This window comes from Acinetobacter portensis (assembly GCF_010646905.1).
Classification (GTDB): Bacteria; Pseudomonadota; Gammaproteobacteria; order Pseudomonadales; family Moraxellaceae; genus Acinetobacter; species Acinetobacter portensis.
In genome coordinates this window covers 1,028,549-1,054,734 of sequence record NZ_JAAARQ010000002.1, presented here as the reverse complement: position 1 = coordinate 1,054,734, position 26,186 = coordinate 1,028,549, and the positions used below count along the sequence as shown (strand labels likewise).

The 26,186-nt window shown below is 35.9% G+C and carries 18 protein-coding genes and 1 pseudogene; 12 read left to right on the top strand and 7 right to left on the bottom strand.

What is annotated here, in order from left to right:
* Positions 1–300: 300 nt before the first annotated feature.
* Positions 301–951 carry a response regulator gene (locus GTK57_RS05005; protein ID WP_152875267.1) on the top strand — a complete coding sequence of 217 codons (651 nt, stop codon included), beginning with the start codon at positions 301–303 and terminating at the stop codon, positions 949–951.
* A gap of 71 nt (positions 952–1,022) precedes the next feature.
* Here the strand turns inward: GTK57_RS05005 and GTK57_RS05000 are convergent, their stop codons facing one another.
* Entirely contained in the window at positions 1,023–4,514 is a 3,492-nt protein-coding gene (locus GTK57_RS05000; protein WP_163121682.1) for a hybrid sensor histidine kinase/response regulator, read from the bottom strand.
* Positions 4,515–4,698: 184 nt separating this feature from the next.
* On the opposite strand from GTK57_RS05000, the gene GTK57_RS04995 reads away from it, so the two are divergent.
* The 3 genes from GTK57_RS04995 to GTK57_RS04985 all read left to right on the top strand — a co-directional run bounded on the left by GTK57_RS04995 (position 4,699) and on the right by GTK57_RS04985 (position 8,967).
* The gene (locus GTK57_RS04995; RefSeq protein WP_152875271.1) at positions 4,699–5,031 is read left to right on the top strand and encodes a DUF485 domain-containing protein; all 333 of its coding nucleotides are present in this window, start codon (positions 4,699–4,701) and stop codon (positions 5,029–5,031) included.
* Position 5,032: 1 nt separating this feature from the next.
* Complete coding sequence (locus GTK57_RS04990) at positions 5,033–6,742, top strand: cation acetate symporter (protein ID WP_152875273.1); 1,710 nt, start codon at positions 5,033–5,035, stop codon at positions 6,740–6,742.
* A gap of 251 nt (positions 6,743–6,993) precedes the next feature.
* The gene (locus tag GTK57_RS04985; RefSeq protein WP_163121680.1) at positions 6,994–8,967 is read left to right on the top strand and encodes a BCCT family transporter; all 1,974 of its coding nucleotides are present in this window, start codon (positions 6,994–6,996) and stop codon (positions 8,965–8,967) included.
* Between the two features lie 49 nt (positions 8,968–9,016).
* Here GTK57_RS04985 and omp33-36 read toward each other — a convergent pair whose 3' ends face one another.
* On the bottom strand, positions 9,017–9,916 hold the full coding sequence (gene omp33-36 / locus GTK57_RS04980; RefSeq protein WP_267313487.1) for a porin Omp33-36: 900 nt from the start codon (positions 9,914–9,916) through the stop codon (positions 9,017–9,019).
* A gap of 973 nt (positions 9,917–10,889) precedes the next feature.
* On the opposite strand from omp33-36, the gene GTK57_RS04975 reads away from it, so the two are divergent.
* From GTK57_RS04975 to GTK57_RS04965, 3 genes are all read left to right on the top strand, one after another.
* Positions 10,890–12,596 carry a GGDEF domain-containing protein gene (locus tag GTK57_RS04975; RefSeq protein ID WP_163121676.1) on the top strand — a complete coding sequence of 569 codons (1,707 nt, stop codon included), beginning with the start codon at positions 10,890–10,892 and terminating at the stop codon, positions 12,594–12,596.
* A gap of 102 nt (positions 12,597–12,698) precedes the next feature.
* On the top strand, positions 12,699–13,550 hold the full coding sequence (gene blaOXA, locus GTK57_RS04970) for an OXA-1258 family class D beta-lactamase (RefSeq protein ID WP_163121674.1): 852 nt from the start codon (positions 12,699–12,701) through the stop codon (positions 13,548–13,550).
* Positions 13,551–13,624: 74 nt separating this feature from the next.
* Positions 13,625–15,394, top strand: a complete 1,770-nt coding sequence (locus GTK57_RS04965) for a P-loop NTPase fold protein (RefSeq protein WP_163121672.1) — start codon at positions 13,625–13,627, stop codon at positions 15,392–15,394.
* Between the two features lie 32 nt (positions 15,395–15,426).
* Here the strand turns inward: GTK57_RS04965 and uvrA are convergent, their stop codons facing one another.
* Together uvrA and GTK57_RS04955 are read right to left on the bottom strand one after the other, a co-directional pair.
* A complete protein-coding gene (gene uvrA / locus GTK57_RS04960) occupies positions 15,427–18,258 on the bottom strand; it encodes an excinuclease ABC subunit UvrA (protein WP_163121670.1) in 2,832 nt (943 codons plus the stop codon).
* A gap of 176 nt (positions 18,259–18,434) precedes the next feature.
* Positions 18,435–18,818, bottom strand: coding sequence for a hypothetical protein (locus tag GTK57_RS04955; protein ID WP_163121663.1), 384 nt, complete (start codon positions 18,816–18,818; stop codon positions 18,435–18,437).
* 208 nt (positions 18,819–19,026) lie between these two features.
* On the opposite strand from GTK57_RS04955, the pseudogene GTK57_RS04950 reads away from it, so the two are divergent.
* Positions 19,027–19,367, top strand: a pseudogene (locus GTK57_RS04950) (GlpM family protein).
* Between the two features lie 133 nt (positions 19,368–19,500).
* On the opposite strand, the gene tenA reads toward GTK57_RS04950, so the two are convergent.
* On the bottom strand, positions 19,501–20,172 hold the full coding sequence (tenA, locus tag GTK57_RS04945; protein WP_163121661.1) for a thiaminase II: 672 nt from the start codon (positions 20,170–20,172) through the stop codon (positions 19,501–19,503).
* Between the two features lie 320 nt (positions 20,173–20,492).
* On the opposite strand from tenA, the gene GTK57_RS04940 reads away from it, so the two are divergent.
* From GTK57_RS04940 to GTK57_RS04925, 4 genes are all read left to right on the top strand, one after another.
* Complete coding sequence (locus GTK57_RS04940) at positions 20,493–21,572, top strand: DUF475 domain-containing protein (protein ID WP_152873987.1); 1,080 nt, start codon at positions 20,493–20,495, stop codon at positions 21,570–21,572.
* A 154-nt stretch (positions 21,573–21,726) separates the two neighbouring features.
* Positions 21,727–23,091 carry an MFS transporter gene (locus GTK57_RS04935; RefSeq protein WP_152873988.1) on the top strand — a complete coding sequence of 455 codons (1,365 nt, stop codon included), beginning with the start codon at positions 21,727–21,729 and terminating at the stop codon, positions 23,089–23,091.
* A 51-nt stretch (positions 23,092–23,142) separates the two neighbouring features.
* Positions 23,143–23,742, top strand: coding sequence for a single-stranded DNA-binding protein (gene ssb / locus GTK57_RS04930; RefSeq protein WP_152873989.1), 600 nt, complete (start codon positions 23,143–23,145; stop codon positions 23,740–23,742).
* 127 nt (positions 23,743–23,869) lie between these two features.
* Positions 23,870–24,283 carry a hypothetical protein gene (locus GTK57_RS04925; RefSeq protein WP_163121651.1) on the top strand — a complete coding sequence of 138 codons (414 nt, stop codon included), beginning with the start codon at positions 23,870–23,872 and terminating at the stop codon, positions 24,281–24,283.
* A gap of 99 nt (positions 24,284–24,382) precedes the next feature.
* Here the strand turns inward: GTK57_RS04925 and GTK57_RS04920 are convergent, their stop codons facing one another.
* On the bottom strand, positions 24,383–25,015 hold the full coding sequence (locus GTK57_RS04920; protein ID WP_152873991.1) for a nitroreductase family protein: 633 nt from the start codon (positions 25,013–25,015) through the stop codon (positions 24,383–24,385).
* A 45-nt stretch (positions 25,016–25,060) separates the two neighbouring features.
* Complete coding sequence (locus tag GTK57_RS04915; RefSeq protein WP_163121649.1) at positions 25,061–25,921, bottom strand: SDR family oxidoreductase; 861 nt, start codon at positions 25,919–25,921, stop codon at positions 25,061–25,063.
* Positions 25,922–26,186: the final 265 nt, after the last annotated feature.

The window sequence follows — 26,186 nt, the reverse complement described above, 5'->3', positions numbered from 1 at the left end:
AATAAAGATAAGTTATCTGATTTTTATATATGGCGAATGGTATTTATATTCTTTTATAAAAGATTAAATAAATGCATGAAAAATAAAATTATATTTAATGTTGATAAGCTATTTATTAGTTTTGATAAAATTTATATGAAAAATAGATTTATTAAGTCAAAAACAAGAAAATGATAAAAAAAGTTAAAAATCCCCTAAAAATTGAATAATTAAATGCAAAATATAGCTTTTTTGCATATCCATATATATCGATGTGTGGTTAGAATAGACTTACCGCGCACAAGATCTCTCTCGTGACTTATGAATATTTTAATCGTTGATGATCACCCATTATTTCGTCATGCTTTAATTCAAGCTGTTCGTTATAGTTTACCGCAAGCTCAAATTCATGAAACAGCTGCTGTTAATGAACTTTATGAGCGTTTGGAAAAAGGCCCTGAACCAGATCTTGTTTTACTCGATTTAAACTTACCTGGTGCTTCAGGTTTTTCTGCATTGGTTCATGTTCGCGCGCAATATCCATCGCTTCCAATTATTGTGGTATCTGCACACGAAGATGTATCTATTATCCAACGTGCAATTGCACATGGCGCAATGGGCTATATTCCTAAGTCGGCACACCCAAGTAATATTGGTGAGGCGATTCGTCAGGTATTAGAAGGCGAAATTTGGTTGCCTGCAAACTTACCTGCAAATTTAAGTTTCGACCCTCGCGCGGCAGATGAAACTGCATTAGCAGAACGTATTCAATCATTAACTCCGCAACAATTCCGTGTGTTAATGATGGTTGCTGAAGGCTTACTGAATAAGCAAATTGCTTATGAGCTAGATGTTTCTGAAGCAACAATTAAAGCGCATGTAACGGCTATTTTCCGTAAGTTAGGTGTACAAAACCGAACACAGGCGGTATTGGCAATTAATGCGTTAAATATTGAAGAAAAAAATATCTAATAGTCTTTCAGATGCTTATCTAAGATATATAAAAAAAGACCTCATGAAGAGGTCTTTTTTATGCTCTGATTTTAAGAGCTACTAATTTTTAAGCCAGATAACCATGAACGTAATGATGCAGGTTTCAATGGTTTCTTGAGTAAAATAACATTTAACTCTTTTAGTCTTTGTGGAAGTTCAGGGTCTGAATCTGCTGTAATCAGCGCAACAGGTGTATTTTCTGGGCGATGTTTCAAAATAAAATCTAAGCCAAGTTTGTTATTGTTTAGATGTTGATCGACCAACCAAACTTGAATGTTTTCACGCTGAATAATTTCTGCTGCTTGCTCTGGCTCAGTCGCTTTAAAAACTTGATAGCCCCATTTAGTCAGTAAAGTATTCATACCTTCTAAAATAGTTTCATCATTATCTAAGCACAAAATTTTGTAAGCTTTAGATTTTAAAGGAATGGCTTGCGCAGGAGTTGCGATAACTTTAGGTGCCTCAACAATAGGCACTTCAATTATAAAACATGAGCCTTTCCCATACGTTGAATAGACATGCACAGGGTAATTTAGCAGCCCCGTCATACGTTGAACAATGGCAAGCCCTAAACCTAAACCTTGTTCGCCCCAAGGGGAGGTGTGACCACATCGCTCGAACTCTTGGAAAAGTTTAATGCGTTGTTCTTCTGCAATGCCGGGGCCTGTATCCCAAACACCAATACGAATATGATTTGGTTTTTCAGCCGAGCGCAGAATACCAACAACAACACGACCTTTAGCCGTATAACGTAGAGCATTGCTGACAAAGTTTTGAATAATACGTCGAATCCATTGTGGATCGGTATCAATCCAAAATTGTGCATCATGGACACTTAGTTTGATATTTCGTTGTGCTGCAATCGATTTGAATTGAAGTTTTAAATCGCTTAATAAATCATGTAATGGGTAAGATTGACGTTTTGGTTGAATAGATCCACCTTCTAAACGAGCAATATCTAGTAAAGCAGAGAGCATGCTTTCTGCACCATGTAAGGCACGATCAAGCTGTTGTAGTGTTTGTCGATCATCATCACACTGAACGCTTTGTTCTAAAGCAGTACTAAATAAACGAGCAGCATGCATTGGCTGTAATAAATCATGACTTGCAGCAGCAATAAATCGACTTTTCGACATATTGGCTTTGTCTGCTTGTTCACGGGCAAGTTGTTGTTCCGTAAGTGCATTCGCCAATTGTTGCGTACGATCTTTAACGCGACCTTCCAAAACGGCTTCATTTTCACGGAAAGCGGTAATATCGGCAAAGGTTGTAACGAAACCACCACCTTCAATCGGGTTACCACGCATTTGAATAACGCGACCATCTTTACGGATGCGTTCAAATTCATGTGCGCTACCTACACGCATCCAATGCATTCGCTTACGAACGTGCTCTTCAACAGAACCTGGACCACATTCTCCACGTTCTGCGTTATATCGAATTAAGTCTGAAATTGGACAACCGACATAAACAATATCTCTTGGATAATCGAAGAGTTTTAAATATTGATTATTCCATGCAACTAAGCACATGTTGGCATCGACCACACTTACACCTTGGGTCATATGATCGATCATGGTCATAATGAGGTTTTGATTAAAACGCTGCCATTGCGATGCTTGGTCTAGAATATTGGCAACTTGCCCTAAAGCTAAACCATTATTCACCATTGCTGTTGTAAGTAATGTACGTGCAGATGCTGCACCAATCGTTCCTGCCAAATACTGCTCAGTGAAGCGCCACCACATGCCATTGGCGCTGCTATTTTCATTTAATTCAACATTATTGAGCATGCAGAATTGCTCAAATGCTTTAATGGTTGGTTCTTCACCTGTAATGCGTTTTGCTAAAGTAATTAAGTCCCGAACTTTTAAACGAGCAACGTCTTGATAAGAGAAACTTGTTTCGTTATTTGTATTTTGAGAGGGAAGTGGTTTGGTTTCATAGTAAAAGAAACTCTCGGCTTGAATTTGCTCTGCAACACTAGGTCGAAAAATTCGTGAAACCCAAATATATAAAATGATATTTAAGCCTAAAGACCAAAATACGCCATGTGTAAGTGGTGCTAAAGATTGAAAACCTAAAAGTGCTTCAGGGCGTAACCAATGAATTCCAGCAGGACCTACATTTAAGAAATAGTGAGAAAAATCAAGATAAGTTTCTGGGAGACTCTTTAAAATTGTAGGCAATAACAATGTATATGCCCATACAACAAAGCCAGTAATTAATCCTGCATAAACCCCTTGTTTACTGCCACCGCGCCAATAAAGACCACCAATCAGCGCAGGTGCAAATTGTGCAACAGCACTAAATGCTAATAAACCAAATACTGAAAGTTGGTCAATATCATTAAAGAAATGGAAGAATAAAAAGCCAAGAAGCATCACCACTAAAATGCAAACTCGACGGGTAAACTTCAGCACCAAAGGTAAACGTTTATCATGGCGAGAAAAGATATTGAACCGCCACAATGCAGGCATGATTAAGTCATTACTGAGCATGATTGATAATGCAACAGAAGAAACCAGTAACATGCCTGTAGAGGCAGAAAAACCACCTAAAAATGCGAGTAGAGTGAGCCAATCTTGGTTGTAACTTAAAGGTAAAGATAAAACAGCAATATCTGGAATAGCTAAATAATTGGGTGCTGCATGCATTGCCCAACTTGCAATAGGAACAATGGCAATAGTTGTTAAAATTAAATAAACCGCAAACCAGCGTCTTGCACCTCGAATATGTTGCTCATCTCGAAGCTCAACAACGGCAACGTGAAATTGGCGAGGTAAACAAATAATTGCTAAGCCTGCCAATAAAGTTTGAACCCAGAAAGTGTCTGGAACGCCATACATTTTTACTTCATTAAAGGTACTTGAAACATCACTAGAAATTTGATGAATATTTTCAGGCGAATCGAAAATAAAAAAACAGGCAACAGCGAGTAAGGCAAATAATTTCACAAAAGATTCAAACGCCACAGCAAGCATGAGACCGCCATGTTGTTCTGTATTGGCAATTTGTCGCGTACCAAAAATCATCGCCAAAATAGCTAAAATACTCGTGAGGAATAAAACACTATTGGTTGTGCTCGCAATACCTGCTGCGGGTTCTAAAATGACGGCAGCACTCAATGCAATAGCGCGAAGCTGTAAGGCTAAATAGGGGATAATCGCAATGACGGCAAGAATGGTGACTAAGGATGCAAGCGCGCCTGTTTTGCCATAACGGGCTGCAATAAAATCGGCAATAGATGAAATAGCATGGTGCTGTCTGACTCGTCCTAAACGTCGCCAGATGTCATAGCCTAAAGCAACAAAAAGTAAGGGGCCCAAGTAAATAGGAAGGAAAAGAATACCTTCACGGACGGCTGCACCTGTTGCGCCATAGAATGTCCAAGATGAACAATAAACACCTAAAGTGAGACTGAATAAGAACATGCGACCACGCGTACTGAGGCGGCTTGCATGTTTTTCACCGAAAAATGCACAAATAAAAAGTAATGCGATATAAAGGGCAAGCACCCCAATAATTAGCCAGCTATTCATATTGCCCACAGCAAAAAATCTATAAGCTAATCATACTCTATAGATGAACTTGTCAGTTTAAATTGCTCATTTTTTAGCGACCAAAGTCTAAATTACAAGAACTACTAACATTGATACCGTGAATAGTGAAAATTCGAATTAAAAATGTTGTGTCCAAGGTCGGGCATTTAAAGGAGTTAGTTTAATGGATGATAAACAGGTAGAACGTATTCTACAAAATCCAAAATTCAAGGAAATGGTCAGTAAAAAAAGTACATTAAGTTGGACTTTAACAGCCATTATGCTTTTTGTTTATGTTGGTTTTATGCTTTTAGTTGGTTATAACAAAGAATTTCTTTTGAGTTCAATCTCTGGTGGTGTAACCACTTGGGGGATGCCTCTAGGTTTAAGTATTATTGTTCTGTCTTTTTTATTGTGCGGCGTTTATTCATATATCGCCAACAATAAGTTAGATAAATTAAACGAAGATGCAATTCGTGAAGTTGAAGCAATTGCTCATGAGAAAGGACAAAATTAAGATGAAATGGAATTCACTTAAAGCACTTGTCGCATCTACGGCTCTTATGTCAGGAATGGCATTTGCAGGCCCAGATTTAGGTGCAGCTGAACAGCAAGCGACAAACTGGCATGCAATTATCATGTTTGTGATTTTTGTAGGTGCAACATTATTTATTACCAAGTGGGCTGCGAAGCAAACAACAAATACCAATGACTTCTATACAGCAGGCGGTGGTATTTCAGGCTTCCAAAATGGTTTGGCAATTGCTGGTGACTACATGTCGGCAGCATCATTCCTTGGTATTTCTGCCATGGTGTTCATGTCAGGTTTTGATGGTTTACTTTACTCGCTTGGTTTCATGGTCGGTTGGCCAATTGTATTATTCTTGGTGGCAGAACGTTTACGTAACTTAGGTAAATTCAACTTATCTGATGTTGTATCTTTCCGTTTAGCAGAAAAACCAGTTCGTACGTTAGCTGCAATTAGCTCATTGGTTGTTGTTGCATTCTACTTAATCGCGCAGATGGTAGGTGCAGGTCAGCTGATTAAACTATTATTCGGTTTGAACTATAACATTGCCGTTGTAATTGTGGGTTTACTCATGATGGCATACGTGATTTTTGGTGGTATGTTGGCAACAACTTGGGTGCAAATCATTAAAGCGGTGATGTTGCTTTCAGGTGCGACTTTCATGGCATTTATGGTAATGAAAGGTGTTGGTTTCAGCTTCACTGAAATGTTCTCACAATCGATCCAAGTTTATTCTAAAGTACATGATGTTACGCTTGAACAAGCGGGTGCAATCATGGGACCTGGTAAATTAGCATCTAACCCAATTGACGCAATTTCTTTAGGTCTTGCATTGATGTTTGGTACAGCAGGTCTTCCACACATTCTTATGCGTTTCTTCACAGTGAAAGATGCAAAAGAAGCTCGTAAATCGGTTGTGGTTGCAACAGGCTTTATTGGTTACTTCTACCTTTTAACATTCATCATTGGTTTCGGTGCGATTCTTTATGTATCGAATAACCCGCAATTCCTTGATGTGGCTAAAATGGCTGTTACTGGCAAGTTAGAACTTGTTGGCGGTAACAACATGGCTGCGGTTCATTTGTCTGATGCATTAGGCGGTGACTTGTTCATGGGCTTCATTTCAGCAGTAGCATTCGCAACAATTCTTGCGGTTGTGGCTGGTTTGACTTTGTCAGGTGCATCTGCAATTTCACATGACTTATATGCAAACGTATTCAAAAAAGGTCAAACAACACCTGAATCTGAACTTCGTATGTCAAAAATTGCGACTTTAGGTTTAGCAATTTTCGCAATGATTTTAGGTATTGTGTTTGAAAAGCAAAACGTAGCATTTATGGTTGGTTTAGCATTCTCTGTAGCAGCATGTGCAAACTTCCCAGTTCTTGTGCTTTCAATGTACTGGAAAGGTTTAACTACACGTGGTGCCGTTATGGGTGGCGTAGTTGGTCTAGTATTAGCAGTAACGCTCATTATCTTATCTAAAGCAGTTTGGGTAGATACATTGGGTATTTCTGAAACACCAATAAACCCATTCAATGGCCCTGCAATTTTTGCAATGCCATTAGCCTTCTTCTGCTGTTGGTTATTCTCTGTGACTGATAATTCAGCACAAGCACAAGCAGAGCGTAAAGCTTTCGATGCACAGTTTGTACGTTCACAGACGGGTGTAGGTATCTCTGGCGCATCTGATCATTAAGATGACATTGCCAAAATAAAAAGCCCCGAAAGGGGTTTTTTATTGTCTACAAATTAATATTCATAATTTTTTATATGTATAAAAAATGTGTTAACAATAAAGGAACAGTTGTCTAACAGCTTTATTTTAAACATTAATTTATTCTTGGGTTCTGCTTTATTTATTGAAGCACGCATTTTATCTACATCACGTAGATGTCTCTTTGACCGTGAGGTCTGTCTGTTTACATTAATAATTAATATGGGGGAAATATGCCTTCCAAGAAATTAGCATGGTATTCCAATATAAATCCAAATGTATTTGTGAGTACGGTGACAATCATTGGTCTATTTTTAATGGTTGTTTTGCTTGCACCAAGCTCATTTGGTTTAGTGACAAAGTATTTGAATCAATGGGTAACAGATTCTTTTAGCTGGTTTTACGTACTATCTGTTGCCATTTTTTTGATATTACTGGTTTATATTGCAATATCAGACATGGGCAAAATCAAGCTTGGTTTAGAACATAGTCAGCCTGCATATAGCAATCGTTCATGGTTTGCGATGTTATTTACAGCAGGTATGGGTATTGGCTTGATGTTCTTTGGTGTCGCAGAACCTGTTATGCATTATGTGTCACCGCCAACAGGAGATGCAAAAACCATTGAAGCGGCACAACAAGCAATGCAAGTCACTTTTTTCCATTGGGGCTTACATGCTTGGGCAATTTATACTGTTGTTGGGTTATCTCTTGCATATTTTGCTTATCGACATAATTTACCCCTAAAAATACGTTCTGCTTTATATCCACTCATTGGCAAAAGAATTTATGGACCATTGGGCGATGCTGTAGATACCTTTGCCACTATTGGTACAGTTTTTGGTGTAGCGACAACTTTGGGTTTTGGTGTTACACAAATTAACTCAGGTCTTAATTATTTATTTGGTATAGAGCAATCTTCTACCACACAAGTAATTTTGATTATCGTGGTTAGTATCATGGCATCTTTATCGGTCTTTTTAGGCTTAGATAAAGGAATAAAAAGACTTTCTGAATTAAATCTCGTTTTAGCTTTAGTACTTTTACTCTTTGTTTTCTTTGCAAGCTCAAGTATTTATTTACTGCAAACGACCATTCAAAATGCAGGACAATACGTCTCCAATCTTTTTACAATGACTTTTAATCTTTATGCATATCAATCTAATGGATGGATTGGCGGTTGGACCATTATGTATTGGGCGTGGTGGATTTCATGGTCACCATTTGTAGGGATGTTTATTGCCCGTGTTTCGAAAGGGCGCACTATTCGTGAATTTATTGTAGGGGTGCTTTTTATTCCTACAGGTTTTACTTTAATTTGGATGGGATTCATGGGAAATGCTGCACTTAACAGCATTTTAAATGAAGCCAATACAACGCTTGTAAGTGCCGTTCAGCAAGATTCATCGGTTGCCTTATTTGAATTTTTAAACACATTACCTTTTTCAGGCGTAATGAGTTTAGTTGCAACGTTCTTGGTGATGCTATTTTTTGTGACTTCAGCAGATTCAGGTGCATTAGTCACCGATTATTTAACTGCAAAATCTGAAAACTCCCCAACATGGCAACGGCTATTTTGGACAGTACTCATGGCTTTCTTAGCAATTGTATTGCTGTTAAATGGTGGTTTAGGTGCATTGCAATCTGCAACCATGTTAAGTGCATTACCATTCACTTTTATTATGCTGTTTATTTGTTGGGGCTTGGTCAAAGCTTTGCGTTTAGATGCGACCAAGATGCAAGCTTTACAAGCTGCTCGAATTACTCCAAGAGCTATTCAAAACCCGCGAAGTTGGCAACAACGACTGGGTCTTATTATGCATTATCCGCATACACAGCAAGAAGTACAAAGCTATATTGAAGACGTTGTGAAAAAAGCCTTTTTGAGTGTTCAAAAAGAACTTAAGCGCCGTAAATTAGATATCAGCATCAAAGATGTAGAAGATGGATTACAGTTACGTGTTAACCATCATGATGAAATCAATTTTGTTTACCAAGTAATTTCGCGTGAAACATCTACACCAAGCTTTATGGCGGAACCGAAAGCTGAAGATAGCCAAAACTATCAAGCAGAAGTTTTTCTAAGAGAAGGTGGGCAAAACTATGATGTTATGGATTGGACGGTTGAAGATTTAATTCAGGATATTATTGATCAGTATGAACGACACTTGCATTTTTTAAGTTTAGTACGAACCGATCAACCATAAAAAAAAGGACGCATAAGCGTCCTTTTTTTTATTCAGAATCTAATTTAACTTAGAAACGGAATTTAGCATTTAAGCCAACAGTTTGAGTGTCTAAATCAAGAGTTTGCTCTTTGTTAGCATCTTTAGCTTTGAAGTTAGCATTTACATAGCTTGCGCCTACAGATACAGCAGGAGTAACGAAGTAGTTTACGTTAGCACCCCAAGCGTTGCTTGGAGAGAAATCGTAGCTAGATTCCATGTAAGAAACGCCAACGCTTAATTTGTTGTTAAGGTAAAGCGTAGTGCCTAAGTTATAAGCAGAATCTTCGCCATAAACTAAGCCAGCATCAAAACCGATAGACATGTTAGTACCATCGATTGCACCTACGTATTTAGTACGTGCAGTAATTGCATCTTGATCTTCAGCAATTGTTTTTGATTCGATAGCAGCTTTAGCAACACCATTTGAAAGGATGTTGAAAGCGTCATAAGAAACTTGGTCAGCAACGCTTGTATAACCAACAGCAACTAAGAAATTAGGCGCAACTAAAGCACCAAATTCTAATGCATAGCGGTCGCCATTGTCGTCAGCACCACCAGTTTTGCTATCAGAGATAGTGTGATTGTAAGAAGCGCTTGCATAAGCAGGAACTAATTTAGTAGGAATGTAAGCTTCAGCTTTAACGCCGTAAGTATGGTTAACTGTACGTTCGCCAGCTTGTTTGTTTTCGCCGTAGTTATAAGCTACAGAAACGTTAGAAGCTTGGTTTAAAAATGCTGCTTCAGCTAAAGGACCTTTAGAAGAGTCAACATTGTTTAAGTAGTAAGTACCTTGAACAGCGCCAGTAAAGTCGTTGTGGTTAGCAGTGTTGTCGATGAACTCTGATTGACCTTGAACTTCGAATTGGTACGCTTGAGCACCGGTCATTGCTAATAATAATGCAGTGGCTAAACCGAGTTTTTTCATGATAGTTACCAGTTTTATTAAAAAAGGGATAAGCGGTTTGCATTATATTGTAACAATTTATGATGTCAATCAAGTTAGGCATCATAATTGGTTTGAGCAATTGCACTATAATTTCTTTGTTTGAAAAATGAGCATTTGGTTATTTTGTTGTCAACCTAAAAACATTCAGCATAACAAAGAGCTAATTGATAATTAAGAGCAGAAAGAAATAGTTGTCATGTTTTTACTTATTGAAATATTAGATTAAATATCAAATAATAATTAAAATATCAATTAATTGCCTTGTTTGAAATTCGGGAAATAAATTTTGAAAATGAAATTTCATTTGTTTAAAAATAGTACAAAATAGTCAGAATAAACTTTACATATCATATAATATATTTAATAATCATGAGGTAAGTCCAACTTCTTTAGTCGGATTTATTTTCAATAAATACATGAAATTTATTGTGATTAATTAAGTTAATTCTCCACCAGTTTTATTTTATCTGCCCAACTTTCCCCAAGGTTGGGCTTTTTTTTATCTCCAATTAATATGCGTCAATATGGTGCATAAGTTGATATAAAAAAATATATTTAAGAAAAAAAAGACATAAAAAAACCAGTTTTCAATGAAAACCGGTTTCTTTATCGCCAAAAATTGCGGGTAAATTCATAAATCTGCTGAGGAATTTATTAACTTGCCCTAATGAGGTGCATTATGCACCTATTTGATGCATGTGTAAATGATGTGAATATATTTTTTATATTATTTGTTAAAAATATCGTCTTTTTATGAATTTATGTGGAAGTTGGTACTGTAGTAAATATATGGGCTGTATTTATTGTCGTTGAAAGTTTAAATGCAATTTATAAGTTTTAGCATCGAAATTTTAGGGTTAATTAATATATGTTTCTTGCATACATCTGTATATTATATATGCATGAAATTCTATGGTCGAAATGTTTGACCTTTATGTAATGGGGATAGGCTCATATGAATCAAAAATTACGTTCCGAGCATATTCGGCATAAACTTTTTTGGTCGATGAGCATTATTATTTCATCCTTGCTAATTATTTCTGTCCCATTAACTGTAAATAGTTATTTAAATTATAAAAAATCAGAACTTGCACTGTCTGAAATTTTGGTTTTACAAGATATTGCTGAATTGGCAAATAATATTTCGAAAGAGCGTGCACCTGCGAATAAAGCTATGTCAAGTTCTCCAGAAGAACTTGGAGAAAACTTAAAAGAGCTCAAACAATATAGAAATAAGGTTGATCAACAAATAGGAAAAACGATTTATGTCTTAAATAGTCATGGTTTTACAAAGCAAGCAGAATGGTTGTATGTCAATTTAATTAAAAATCTTGAAAATGGACGTAATGCAGTAGATGAATATATTGCTACGCCAGTTTCACAAAGAGACGCTGAGCAACTTGATCAAGCTATTAAGAAAATGTTCGTTGCTTGGGATTCTACACATGATGTATTAAAAAGAATTGTTTATCATTCGGTTGGTAGAACATCAAATATTTCAGATAATTATACTTTAGTACTTCTATTAGCAGATTTAAGAGATCAAGCAGGTCGAGTCGCATCAACAATTATGGCATCTGTTACTTATGGGCAGCCAATTTCTGAAGAGAATATTTCACATTCTTTACAAACGCAGTATCAAGTCGATTATTTATGGGATTTAATTAATACCTTACAGCCTTCTGAGCAACGCACTGTTGAATATTTAGAATTACATAAAAAAGTTCAAAGAGAGTTTATTAATAAAGGTATACCTGTTGTTGCTGGTTTAATTCAAGAAAGTCGACAAAACAAGCCTTATTCACTTAAAGGAACAGAATTAACGAAGGTAATGGTGGATAAGTTTGTAACCGTTGTTGATTTGCAGGGGTATATTCTAAAAAGTAGTTTATCTTCAGTTGAAAGAGCTTATAAACGAGAGTTTAGAGGATTTATATTTACACTATTAGTTTCTGTTGTTTCATTGTTCTCTGCTTTGTTTACATTGATTTATGCACGTAGGAAAGTATTTGTTCCTCTTATTGAAGCAAGACAAAAAATCCTAGAACTTTCTGAGTCTAAACAAAGTTTGGCTTTTCCTTTGGAAAAGGCGGATAAGGAAGTTTCTTTATTTGAATCGATTCAAAAACTTCAAAATATGTTGCAACAACGAGATATTTTGGAATTTCAATTACGTAATATCGCAAACACAGATGTTTTAACGGGTGTTTCAAACCGTCTTGCTTTGAATGAATATATTCGTTTGTTGGAGCTAAGACCTGAGCGTTTGACTCAAACGGGTTTAATTATTATTGATATTGATGATTTTAAAATTGTGAATGATCATTTAGGGCATATTATTGGTGATCAGGTTATTAAATTTATTGCCGATAATTTGAAAGAGCATTTAACGTCGTCGGAATTGGTTGTTCGTTATGGTGGTGATGAGTTTCTAATTATTGTAGATAATACAAACTTTAAAGATGTATTAATTCTTGCTGAAAAGATTCGTTATTCTATTAATAATTCTGAATTTTACGTTAAAGATTTGAATGAGTTTGTGAGTGTTTCTATTAGTGCGGGTGTTGCTGTTGGAGCGGTATCTTGGATGGCTTTGTTGGAACGTGCAGATAAGTCTTTGTTGAAGGTCAAAACGCAAGGTAAGAATGCTGTTTTGGGGTAATCTGAAACAGTTTTTAATTTTCCTCATTTATCAATATACGAAAACTCAATGGTGTTTTTTTCACACCTCATTCAATCTAGTTTTTTTATCTTACTTTTTAATATGAAACTATTTCAATATTGTGCTGTGATGTTTGTCAGCATGGGGCTTATGGCATGTGCATCGACTTATAATCAAAATCAATTGACACCTCGGCCAACCGCATCTCATTTAAATTCAGTAAATCCTGCTTTAAGGATTCAGGCTTTATTTAAAGAAGCACATGCAGATGCTGTTTTTGTCACATTCGATGGTATAAAACTTAATGCATACGGTACACATTTGAACCGTGCAGATACTGCTTATATTCCTGCATCTACTTTTAAAATTACCAATGCCTTAATTGCTTTAGAGCAGGGGAAAGCCACGTCTACAGAAATATTTAAATGGGATGGAAAACCCAAATTTATAAAGTCTTGGGAAAAGGACATGACTTTAGCTGAAGCAATGCAAGTTTCAGCTGTGCCTGTTTATCAAGCTTTGGCACGTCGTATTGGTTTGCCATTAATGCAAAAGGAATTGGAAAGAATTGGCTATGGGAATATGCAAATAGGTTCTCAGGTCGATCAGTTTTGGTTAAAAGGTCCTTTAACTATTACCCCAAATGAACAAGTGAAATTTTTATATCAACTCGGCAAAGGGCAGTTGGCGTTTAAACCTGAAGTTCAGCAACAAGTGAAAGAGATGTTGTATGTGGAGCGTAGAGGGGAAAATCATTTATATGCGAAAAGTGGTTGGGGAATGGATGTTGACCCGCAAGTAGGTTGGTATGTGGGTTTTGTTGAAAAGGCTGATGGTCAGGTTGTGAGTTTTGCTTTGAATATGCAAATGAAAGATGGCGATGATGTGAGTTTGCGGAAGCAATTAACTTTAGATGCATTAGATAAGTTGGGTGTTTTTCATTATTTGATATAGTTAGCTTTTTGGCGAATTGGTTTTACGAAGTACTTGAGGTATAAGTGCTTTAAGTATTTTGTAAGACCATGATTATGAATGTTAAAGAGCGAGAAAAACGCTTAGAAGAAATTTTTAGAAAGAAAAATAACGAAGGTTTTGCTGTAGCTATTACAGGATGTTGGGGCATTGGCAAAACTCATTTTTGGAATAAGTTTTTTAAAGAAAAAACTCAAGAAGAAAAAAAGATAAAAGAAAAATTTTATTATGAGGCAAGTCGAGTAGATTTTGCTTCGGCATTTGAAAACAAAAAGTATGCGTATATTTCTTTATTTGGTATAGAAAGCATTCAAGATTTAAAAAATGCTATTTGTACTAAATTATCTACCAATCCTTATGTTAAAGAAGCACCTAAAAGGCTCGAATTTTCTTCGCTATTAAAAAAGTCATTAGAGCAATTTAAAGATATAAAAGTTTCTCAATATGGTGTTAGTGCATCGGCAAAACTATTAGAAAATTTACTTTACGCTCAAGTCAAAGATGCAATTATTTGTTTTGATGACTTTGAAAGATTATCAGATAAATTAAAAATTCAAGATGTTATGGGCTTAGTTAATCAATTAAAGCTAGAGAGAAATTGCCAAGTTATTTTGATTTTAGATGAGTCTAAAAATGATGAAGAAAATAAGAAAAAATATGCTGAATACAAAGAAAAATTAATAGATGACACAATCAAAATTACATCAGTTGAACCTTTAATTCGAGTGAAAGCTGAAGAGGCAGAGATTGATCAGCCATTAATTGATTTAATGGTGAAATTTGCTGACGAATTAGAAATTCATAATTTTAGATTCTTTCAGAAAGTTATTAAGTTATATCGTGAATTTTTAGAGCAATTGCCAAATGAAGTTGCCTATTGGACCAAAGAAATTATTTTAGTTCGAATATTACAAGGATATTTTATTGAGGATTTTGGACAGAATCTTGATATTAATTGGGACCAATTTACACGTAAAAGTCAGTTTAGTGCTGAAGTTAAGAAAAAACATGATAAAGATCATATTGGCAAAGATAATATTCAACTTAACCTTATAAACAGTATTTCCCCCATTTTTTCTCAAAATGATTTATGGGCAACTGAATTTAAAAAATGGTTTGAACAAAAAAGTAGTTTTGATTCGAAAATTATTCGACAGCTCGTCGAATCAGATTTAATTGATGATAATTATATGAAGGCAAAAGCTAAGATTGATCAGTTAATTAATAATTATAAAAACTATAATCTAGACTCTGGATTTACTAAAAAATTGTCATCTGAAATTAAAAAAATCATCAAGTTCGATGTGTTAGAGAATATTGAATTTTATTGTTCTTTTCTTTCAGAGTTTGATGCACAAGAGGAAATTAATCAGATTGATCAATTAGTAAAAGAACATCTTCAAAGTGCATTTCATGAGAACCATGAAAGAATGCTAAAACTTTATTATTGGCATGAGGATCAAACACAAAAATATAGAAAGTTTATAAAAGATTTATTAGATGATCCTAATAGTTTCAAACAACAAGAATTTTTAAGAATACTCGAACTATATCTTTATAAAGGTGAAACAGCATATGGAAGTGAAGAAGTTCTTTATCACATGACGAAAAAGCATCTAGAAAATTTTATTAAGGATGAGTATCCATCTGCTTTCAAGACATTATCATTGAAAACTATCTGTAAAAAAATAATAGAATTATATCAATTGAAACAATCTCAAATGGTACAAACAGTAAAATCTTGGCTCAAAGAAATTATTGAAAATATTGGTAAATCAAAAGGCTATCCTCAGCATTATATAAACTACTTTACTGAGGAATTATAATAAAAAAAGGGCTCTTACGAGCCCTATTTTTATCACTTCAACATCGTCTTTAAAAATCTCGCTGTATGCGAAACTTTAGATTTAGCCACTTCTTCAGGCGTGCCTTCGGCAATAATCATACCGCCACCTGCACCACCTTCAGGGCCCAAATCAATCACCCAATCGGCAGTTTTAATTACATCTAAATTATGCTCAATCACCACAATGGTATTACCCTTATTACGAAGCTCGTGAAGAATATCTAAAAGTTTCGCAATATCATGGAAATGCAAACCTGTTGTTGGTTCATCTAGCACATATAAGGTTTTACCCGTATCACGCTTCGCAAGTTCACGTGCCAATTTCACACGTTGCGCTTCACCACCCGAAAGTGTCGTTGCAGATTGACCTAAACGGATATAACCCAAACCAACTTGATGCAAGGTTTCCAAACGACGGTGAATGACAGGAATGGCATCAAAGAAATGCATCGCATCCTCAACAGTCATTTCTAAAACATCGGAAATATTTTTGCCTTTATAGCCAACTTCCAAAGTTTCACGGTTATAACGTTTGCCATGACACGCATCGCAAGGCACATACATATCGGGTAAAAAGTGCATTGCAACTTTAATCATGCCGTCGCCTTCACAGGCTTCACAACGACCACCTTTCACGTTAAACGAGAAACGACCTGCGGCATAACCACGTGCTTTTGCTTCAGGTGTTTGTGCAAATAATTCACGAATTGGTGTAAACAAACCTGTATAGGTTGCAGGGTTTGAACGAGGCGTACGACCAATAGGGCTTTGGTCAATATCAACCACTTTATCTAAGAACTGCAAACCATCAATCGAGTCAAATTTTTCCGCTGTAAGCGTTGTTGCACCATTCAATTGAGTTGCAGCAAGCGGTAAAAGTGTACGGTTAATTAAGGTTGATTTACCTGAACCTGAAACACCTGTCACACAAGTCATAATGCCTAAAGGAATCGTCAAATCTACATTTTTTAAGTTATGACCTGCTGCACCCATCAGCTTAATTTGTTCTTCAGGTTTTGGCGGTTGAATGCGAACTTTAGGTACTTCAATTTTTAACTTGCCCGATAAATATTGACCTGTTAAAGATTTAGGGTTTGCCAAAATTTCATCATAAGTACCCTCGGCAATGACGTGACCACCATGAATACCTGCGCCAGGACCAATATCAATAATATGATCGGCTGCACGAATGGCATCTTCATCATGTTCAACCACTAAAACAGTATTGCCTAAATCACGTAAGCGAACCAATGTTTCAAGCAAACGGTCGTTATCACGTTGATGTAAACCAATTGATGGTTCATCAAGTACGTACATCACGCCCATTAAGCCCGCACCAATTTGCGAAGCCAAACGAATACGCTGTGCTTCACCCCCTGAAAGGGTTTCGGCAGAACGTGAAAGGCTTAAATAATTCAAACCAACAGATACTAAGAAATGTAGACGTTCACGAATTTCTTTGAAAATCTTATCGCCAATTTCACCTTTGGCACCTTCAAGCTGAACATCTTGATAATAATTTTCAGCATCGCCAATCGACATTTTAGTAATTTGGGCGATGGTTTTATCTAAGATTTTTACATTACGTGAGATTTCATTTAAACGTGAACCATCACAAACGTCACATGCCGCATTAGAAAGATATTGTGCTAAATCTTCACGAACATAATTACTTTCTGTTTCACGGTAACGACGTTCTAAATGTGGCAAAATTCCTTCAAAAGCTTGCACACGCTTATGTGAGCGACCACGTTCATCGATATAACTTAAATCTATTTTATCTTTGCCTGTACCGTATAAAAATTTCTTTTGAGTATCGGCATCAAGTTCATTCCATGGCGTATCTACAGAAAAACTAAAATGATCGGCAACTTTTTGAATCATGCTGTAGTAGTAAGGGCGTTGTCTGTCCCAACCACGAATTGCGCCTTGGCTAATAGAAACTTCTTTATTCGGAATGAGTTTATCTGCACTGAAATGACTGCGCGTTCCTAAACCATCACAAGTCGGGCAGGCACCAAATGGATTGTTAAACGAGAACAAGCGCGGTTCTAATTCACCCACAGCGCGGTCACATTCAGGGCAAGAGTGTTTTGCAGAGAACGTACGGTCTGCTTGTTCACCTTTCATCCAAGATAAAATGGCAATATCACCACCTAAACGCAGTGCAGTTTCAAAAGATTCTGCAATTCGGTTGCCTAAATCATCACGGACTTTAAAACGGTCAACCACTACTTCAATGGTATGTTTTTTCTTTTTATCGAGTTCAGGAATTGGGTCGATGTCCATGACTTCGCCATCGACACGCGCACGAACAAAACCTTGGCTTTGTAATTGTTCAAATAAATTGGTGTATTCACCTTTGCGATCTCGAATAACAGGCGCAAGCAACATCAGTGCTGTTCCTTCTTCAAGACCTTTTACAGCATCGACCATTTCTGAAATAGTTTGTGCCACCATCGGTAAGTCATGTTCTGGGCAATATGGCGTGCCGACACGTGCGTAGAGCAAACGAAGATAGTCATAAATTTCTGTAATTGTTCCCACGGTTGAGCGTGGGTTATGACTTGTCGATTTTTGTTCAATCGCAATGGCAGGGCTTAAACCTTCAATCGAATCGACTTCAGGTTTTTCCATTTGAGATAAGAACTGACGCGCATAGGCAGAAAGTGATTCTACATAGCGTCGCTGACCTTCGGCATATAAAGTATCGAATGCTAAAGATGATTTCCCTGAGCCTGAAAGTCCCGTGATTACCACAAACTTGTCTCGTGGAATATCGAGTGACACATTTTTTAAATTATGGGTGCGTGCGCCTCGAATACGGATATGACTTTGACTCATAAATACTTCTCAAAAAGGGTGCGTGAATAAAGGTATATGATAGCGCATGAAAATTGTTCAAGTGCAAAATAAAGTAATTAAAACGACAATTTGTGGCGGTGATTGTTTTAAATGTGACACAAATAAAAGCACAGTATAAAACTGTGCTAGAAAGATGCTAAAAATTTGAAAGAAAACTAAGCGATATCACATAAGCCAGAATAAGGACGTTCAAAAATAGATTCAATATTTTCAAAAGATTGTGCTTTTATTTGTTGTGTTTTACCGAAAGAGTATTGAATCACTAAGCGTTCAAGTTGAGATAAAAAGTGTTCATATTGTTCTGAAAAGTTTTCAATATCTAGAAAATCGAAATTTAGTTTAGGGTTGCAATTATAGCGACCAATAAAATCGAGCATTAAATTTTGAACTTTACGGTTGGTAAAATAAATTAAATAAGTCGCAGCAGAGCCACAATGCAAACAACCTTGGTTTAAATAAATTTCATCATTTTCATACCAGCACTTTCGCAATGTAATCATGGCGCGAATGGCTTCGGTACCTTGTGTTTCCTGATTCATATCGAGTTGCTCCAATGTTATTTTTAAATGATAATAATTCTCATTAATAATAGTGTACCGTGTCATTTAATAATTACAAATCAATTTTTTGTAAATATTCAGAAATATATTTTTGATTGAAAAATAATCTTTAAGTTTATGATTTTTATCGTAGAACATGTTTTTACTCAGCTATAATGCTGAAAAAGGAATTTACGAAAAATAAATTATGTTTGCGTTATTTTTGAAGTGTGCTTTAGGTGCTGCGGTTGTTCTTCTTATCTCTATTTTGTCGAAAAGCAAAGCTTTTTATATTGCAGGATTAGTTCCTTTATTCCCTACATTTGCTTTAATTGCACATGTGATTGTGTCGCAACAACAAGGGCAGGGGCATTACAGAAAACTGCTTTATTTGGTTTGTGGTCGCTTATTCCATATTTTATTTATTTGCTGATGGTGTATGTGTTTGCAACTAAAATGTCGATGTGGTCATGCTTAGGATTGGCAACTTTGTGTTGGGTGGTTGCTGCGGCAGGTTTAATTTATGGTTGGCAGTTGTATCACCAATAAACAAAAATTAAATTGTTTTAGTGCGAATGAAAATGCTCTTGGTGCCTTTGGGTGAAATCAAAGTGATGAATGAAATGATGTATTTCATATTCTCGATGCACATTTGCATCGAGAATATTTTTTATGAATACAATTAAGCTTCTAAACCATTCCATTGTCTTTGATGATAAGCACCATCCCAGAACAACCATTCAAGCTGTGCAGCACGTGTATATGCTTGATGCATCTTTTCAAGCGTATCTACATCGCAACGTTCAGCAATTGCATCTACAGTATCAATCACTTTTTGTACGGATTCATGAAAGTCTTCACTTGCATAAGTATCAATCCAAGCTTGATACGGATTATTTTCTACCGATTTATTTACAATATCTTTCCCCACTTCTGCATAAATCCAGAAACAAGGCAGTAGAGATGCCAAAACAACAGGATAGCTTTCAGACCAAGCCGTTGCTTGTAAAAATGAAGTGTAATGATGGCAAGCAAGCGTAAGCGGTGTTGTTGCAAAGTCTTGCGTAGAAATTTTAAATTGATCTAAAAATTCATTGTGCATTTCACGTTCAAATACAATGGCAAGTTTCGCAGCTTCAGAGAATTGAATAATTTCTTCTGCGCTAAATGCTTTTGCTGCACATACAGCAAGCGAGCGACCATAAGCCACTAAATAATGTGCATCTTGAATGACATAATGACAAAAAGCATCTTTGTCTAAAGTTCCTTGCGCAAGCTCTTGGTTAAAAGGATGCTGAAGTGTTTTTTGATATAAATCTAAATTTCTATTCCAAACGTCTTGTGAAAAGCTCATCTTAAATCCTGTTTCGAGCATGTTGATATTGTTAGGCTTAATATAGCAATTCAGTACCTGTAGCGTGTTGCAGAAGTATTAATATTTACGCAGTTTCAAAAAATAATATGAAGACTTTGGACTAATTTTTAAAAATAGTGATAATTGAACAAAGTTAAATCAGACAATATTAAACCTGCTTGATTATCTACTACGGTAAAAATTACACAAAGCAAAAAAAACGACAGACATTGGATTGTCTAAAACGAGAAATAAAATAATTTTTGTGCTGTATAATTTTACCAAATTTTAATATTTGAATTATTTAAGGTCGTTCTACCATGTTGAAACATTTTGGTTTCTCTATCTTTTTTACGATCGTGTGTTTGGCTATTTCTGCATATTGGGGTTATACCCACGGTCCAGAAGCTGGCTTACAAACCATGTTCACAGCACTCACCGTAACGGCAATTTTAGCCGTAATGGAAGTATCTCTTTCATTTGATAATGCTGTCGTAAATGCCTCAGTTCTGCGTAATTGGGATCATTTTTGGAAAATGCTATTTTTAACAGTGGGTATTATTGTTGCTGTTTTTGGTATGCGTTTAATTTTCCCTGTTGCCATTGTTGCTGTAACAGCAGATATGGGCTTTATGGAAGTGGTTCAATTGGCGCTGAATGATCCTAAAACCTATTCACAACGTTTGTTAGATCATCATGCTGAAATTGCTGCTTTTGGTGGAGCATTCCTGTTACTAGTATTCTTAAACTTCTTCTTAGATGAAGGGAAAGATACGCATTGGTTCAAATGGCTTGAAAATCGTTTAGCAAACTTAGCCAATGTTCCTGCAATGTCTGTATTTGTTGCGCTTATTGCATTGCTTGTTATGGCAGCAAATGTTGATGAAGCAAAACGCTTAGTGGTAACAATGGCAGGTATTTGGGGCATTGTGATTTATATTGGCGTTCAAGTTTTAGGTCACTTATTGGGTGGCGAACCTGAAGTAGATGAAGATGGTAACAGTGTAGACAAAGAAGGGAATGTTATACCGGGTGGAGTGGTTAAAGCAGGTATTGGTGGTTTCCTTTATTTAGAAGTTTTAGATGCATCGTTTAGTTTTGATGGTGTAATTGGTGCATTTGCGATTACTTCAGATGTTGTCATTATTATGTTGGGTCTTGCTATTGGTGCAATGTTCGTACGTTCTATGACAATTTACCTTGTAGATAAAGGCACATTAGATGCTTATGTTTACCTTGAACATGGTGCACATTATGCCATTGGTGCATTAGCATTTATTATGATTGCAAGTGGCACAGGCTTGCACGTACCTGAAGTTGTTACAGGCTTAATTGGTGTGGCTTTCATCGTTTGGGCTGTGATTGCATCTATTCAATATAATAAACGACAAATGACATGATCTCTTTGTGATTAAGTTGTTGAGAAGCGTAACCTAAGTTACGCTTTTTTGTTTTTTTAGATGGTGATCATCTTTATTTCAAATAAAATATATGCAGAGATTAGCATCAAATGACCTATAATCTTCCACAGAAATTAACGAGTTTTAATGACCTATGATGAACGCCCTTGAACGTCGCTCAACCTTTGCTTTAAGTAGTATTTTTGCCTTACGCATGTTGGGTTTGTTCATGATTATTCCTGTATTTTCAGTTGCAGGACAGGCATATCAAGGTGCAACACCTGCACTTATTGGTTTGGCTGTGGGTGTTTATGGTTTAACTCAAGCCATTTTACAAATTCCATTTAGTCTTATTGCAGATCGTTATAGTCGTAAACCTCTTATTGTATTTGGACTTTTGCTTTTTGCTTTAGGCGGTGCCATTGCTGCCATGTCTGACACCATTTATGGCGTGATTATTGGTCGTGCTATTGCAGGTGGTGGTGCGGTTTCTGCGGTGGTCATGGCATTACTTGCAGATGTAACGCGTGAAGAACAACGTTCTAAAGCAATGGCAATGATGGGTATGAGTATTGGCTTATCCTTTGTTATTGCTTTTAGTTTAGGACCTTGGTTAACCAGTTTGGTGGGTATTTCAGGTTTATTTTGGGTAACAACCATTATGGGCATACTTGCTATTTCTATGTTGTTCCTTGTACCTAAAGTAACGCGTCATCACAAAAATTTTCAACAAGGTTATTTGGTACAGTTAAAAGAAGTACTGAAAATGAAAGATTTGAACCGTTTGCACGTTTCGGTTTTTTCATTGCATTTATTGCTAACAGCCATGTTTATATATGTGCCCTTACAACTAATTAATTATGCAAAAATTCCATTATCTAGCCATGGTTTAATCTATTTACCATTATTAGTTTTGAGTTTATTTTTCGCTTTCCCAAGTATTATTTTGGCTGAAAAGTATCGCAAAATGCGAGGCATTTTCCTCACAGCAATTGGCGGTATTATCTTAGGCTTAATCTTTATGATATTTGGCTTCGAATCTAAATACATTCTGCTTTTAGGCTTGGGATTATTCTTTATTGCATTTAATGTGATGGAAGCTTTATTGCCTTCATGGTTATCTAAAGCAGCACCTATTCAGTCTAAGGCAACGGCTATGGGGGTGAATGCGAGTGGTCAATTTTTAGGGGCATTTTGTGGTGGTATTTTGGGTGGTCAGCTTATTATGCTGAATAATACAGCGATGGGGTGGAGCATCTTAACGGCAATTGCCATTGTTTGGTTGTTCATTAGTTTTGGCTTGTCACAACCTCGTTATTTATCATCTCTAGTATTAAGATTGCCTGACACCAAACAAACAGATGAATGGACTTCTCAATTATTGGCAATTCATGGTATTGAAGAGGTCTTAGTGATGCCTGAACAGCAAGTTGCTTATGTAAAAGTTGATAAAATGCAGATAGATGATGCTGCACGACAACATTTAACGCACTTGTTAGGTAAAGAGGTAGTCATTTAATGAGAACTCTTATAAAGTAAAACATAGAATCGAATAGGAAGATAACAGCAAATGCGCGGCGTAAATAAAGTAATCTTAGTTGGTACTTTGGGTAAAGACCCTGAAACAAAAACATTTCCAAATGGTGGATCACTCACTCAGTTTTCTATCGCGACAAGCGAATCTTGGACAGACAAAAGTTCAGGTGAACGTAAAGAACAAACAGAATGGCATCGTATTGTATTGCACAACCGTTTAGGTGAAATTGCACAACAATATTTGCGTAAAGGTTCTAAAGTTTATATTGAAGGTTCATTGCGTACACGCCAATGGACAGACCAAAGTGGTCAAGAACGCTACACGACTGAAATTCGTGGCGAACAAATGCAAATGCTCGATTCTGCGAACCGTCAACAACAAGGTGGCGATCAGCAAGATGGTTTTGCTCAACCACGTTTTAACAATAATAACCAAGGCGGTGGCAATAACTACGGCAATCAAGGTGGTTATGGCGGTCAACAGTCTGGTGGTTATAACAACCAACAACAAGCACCACAAGGTGGCTATGGCAACAATGTTAACCAAGGTTTCCAAGCGCCTAAGCCACAGCAACAACCTGCTAAGCCAATGGCAACAGCACCTTCAGACTTAGATGATGATTTACCGTTCTAATTTTTAAAACAGTAAACCATATTCAAAAAACCCTTTGATTCATCAAAGGGTTTTTTATTTTGTTATATTTTAAAAAATCTATTATAAATGAAGGATCAAACACGAATAATTATTTGGGGGAATAAGCGTGAAAAAACTCATAGCAATATCAATTTTATTTTTTACGACAACAGCTTATGCAACAACATCAGAAAAATGGGTAAAAGTAAGTACAGATGAATATGGCGAAACATTTGTAAACTCAAGCCATATAAAAAGTGTAGCGGGACATCCATCTGTTATAGAGTATGGTTATAAATATATTTATACATATGGTGTGCCATCATTACAAATTGCACCGCGTGGTTATATTCAAGCAATACACCAAATCAATTGTAAAGAACAAACTAAAGCAACCATTAAAAGTCAGCGTTTTAAGCCAAATGGCAAAGCAATAGATATGGATACACCATTTTCAACAGTATATTTTGAACCTATTTATGATTCTCATACAGATTTAATGAAAGTGTATAAATATGTCTGCAAAGCGAAAAAATCTTAATGTGAAATTCTTCTAAAAACCGATGATTATGTATTTTTTGAATTTTATTAAATAAAAAGAGCACCAATATTGGTGCTCTTTTTTTGCCTAATTCAGTCATTACTTAATTTCAGTAATAAACTCTTCTGTTGGACGACGTACTTTTTTCAATGCGCTTAACCAATCACCTTCAGGTTGACGACGACCTAAAGCAAGTAAAGTTACTGACATTAGACCTTTCGATTTTAAATCTAAGAACTCATCTAATTGGATTTTATCAAAGCCTTCCATTGGTGTTGCATCTACACCTAATTCAGCGGCAGCAGCAATTGCCATACCAAAGCCAATATGCGCTTGTTTTGCAGCATGATGGTGCTGTTGTTCTTCAGTAAATGTCGAGAATAATTGATTCAAGCCAGCAACAACATCTGCTGTTTTATCTAAAGGCAAGCCACGCTCATTATTCGTATAATCATAAATTGCTTGAATACGCTCTGGATCCATTTTGTCCCAAGCTGTAAAAACAAGTAAGTGAGATGATTCAACAATTTGTGGCTGATTAAATGCGATAGGAGAGATTTTTTCTTTCATTTCTGGGTTTGAAATGACGAAAATGTGAAAAGGTTGTACACCCGCAGATGTAGGTGCTAAACGAGCAGCTTCAACAATTTGATCAACAAGCGCTTGCTCAAGTTTTTCACCTGTCATACGTTTAGTTGCATAGCGCCAATTTAATGCTTTTAAAAGTTCCATAAGTATTCCTAGTTTGTATTGTGTTTCATTGTTTTGGTTGAATAGTTAAATTTGATATAACTCTTTAAGTGCAGATTTCAAATCTAAAGGCGATCTACCTAAAAGTGTTTTTAAGTCTGAGCTATTTATTTCATATTGATGCTGTTTGATATCTATAACAGTTCCTTTGGTTAAATAAATTAGGAACTCAGGAAGTTGAATGTCTTTTAATAGTTGTTCGAATTGAGCTTCATCTGCATTGATATAATTAATATTCTTATTGCTAATTTGACTCAATGTTTGCGCAATATCTGCATATGAATAAGCGACATCACCTGTAATATTATAGGTTTTATTTTCATGATTCTCTTGTACCAATAAATTGGCAATTGCTTCGCCCATTTCTCTGCGTAAAGCATAAGGAACTTTGCCATCACCACCTGGTAAATAAACACCTTGTTCAAATACTTTTTCACCAACAATGAGGGGAATTGCATCTGTGTACATGGTGTTTCGAACAAAAGTAAAATCTAAGCCACTCGCTTGTATATATTTTTCAGTATCAAAATGGCTTTGCATTAGGTCTTTAACATTTGAAGTTTCAATATTTTGAATGGCTAAGCCTGTATAAATAATATGCTTTACACCTGCCATTTTTGCAGCATCAATCACATTTTTATGTTGTTCTAAGCGATTGAAATCCATTGTAGAAATAAGTAAAAGTTTTGTTACGCCTTCAAATACATGTCCTAAAGATGAAATTTGATTGAAGTCACCAATACGAACTTCAATGCCTTGTTCTTTATACTTTGAAGCTTTAGTTTCATCTCTAGCAAAAATAGAAAATTGATCTTTTGATGTTGTTTTACTTAATTGAGAGATTACGCTTGAGCCTAATTGGCCTGTTGCGCCTGTAACTAATATCATATGAATTCCTATTGTTTTAACTTTTTTTAAAGTGAAGTTGTTAAAGGGAGATTAATAAAACTGTACTATTCATTTTTTTAATTTCTTATCTTTAGTAAACAAAGTCAATGGACAGTCATGTAAGTGAAATTTTAGGTTGTTTTAAATGTCTTTATAAATTGATTTATTAGTAAAGTTTTATTTAATTTTGTTGATCTATCTTAACGTATTTAAAGGTTTTTTTAAATATTATTAATATTTTACTATACATTATTATAGTTAAAAA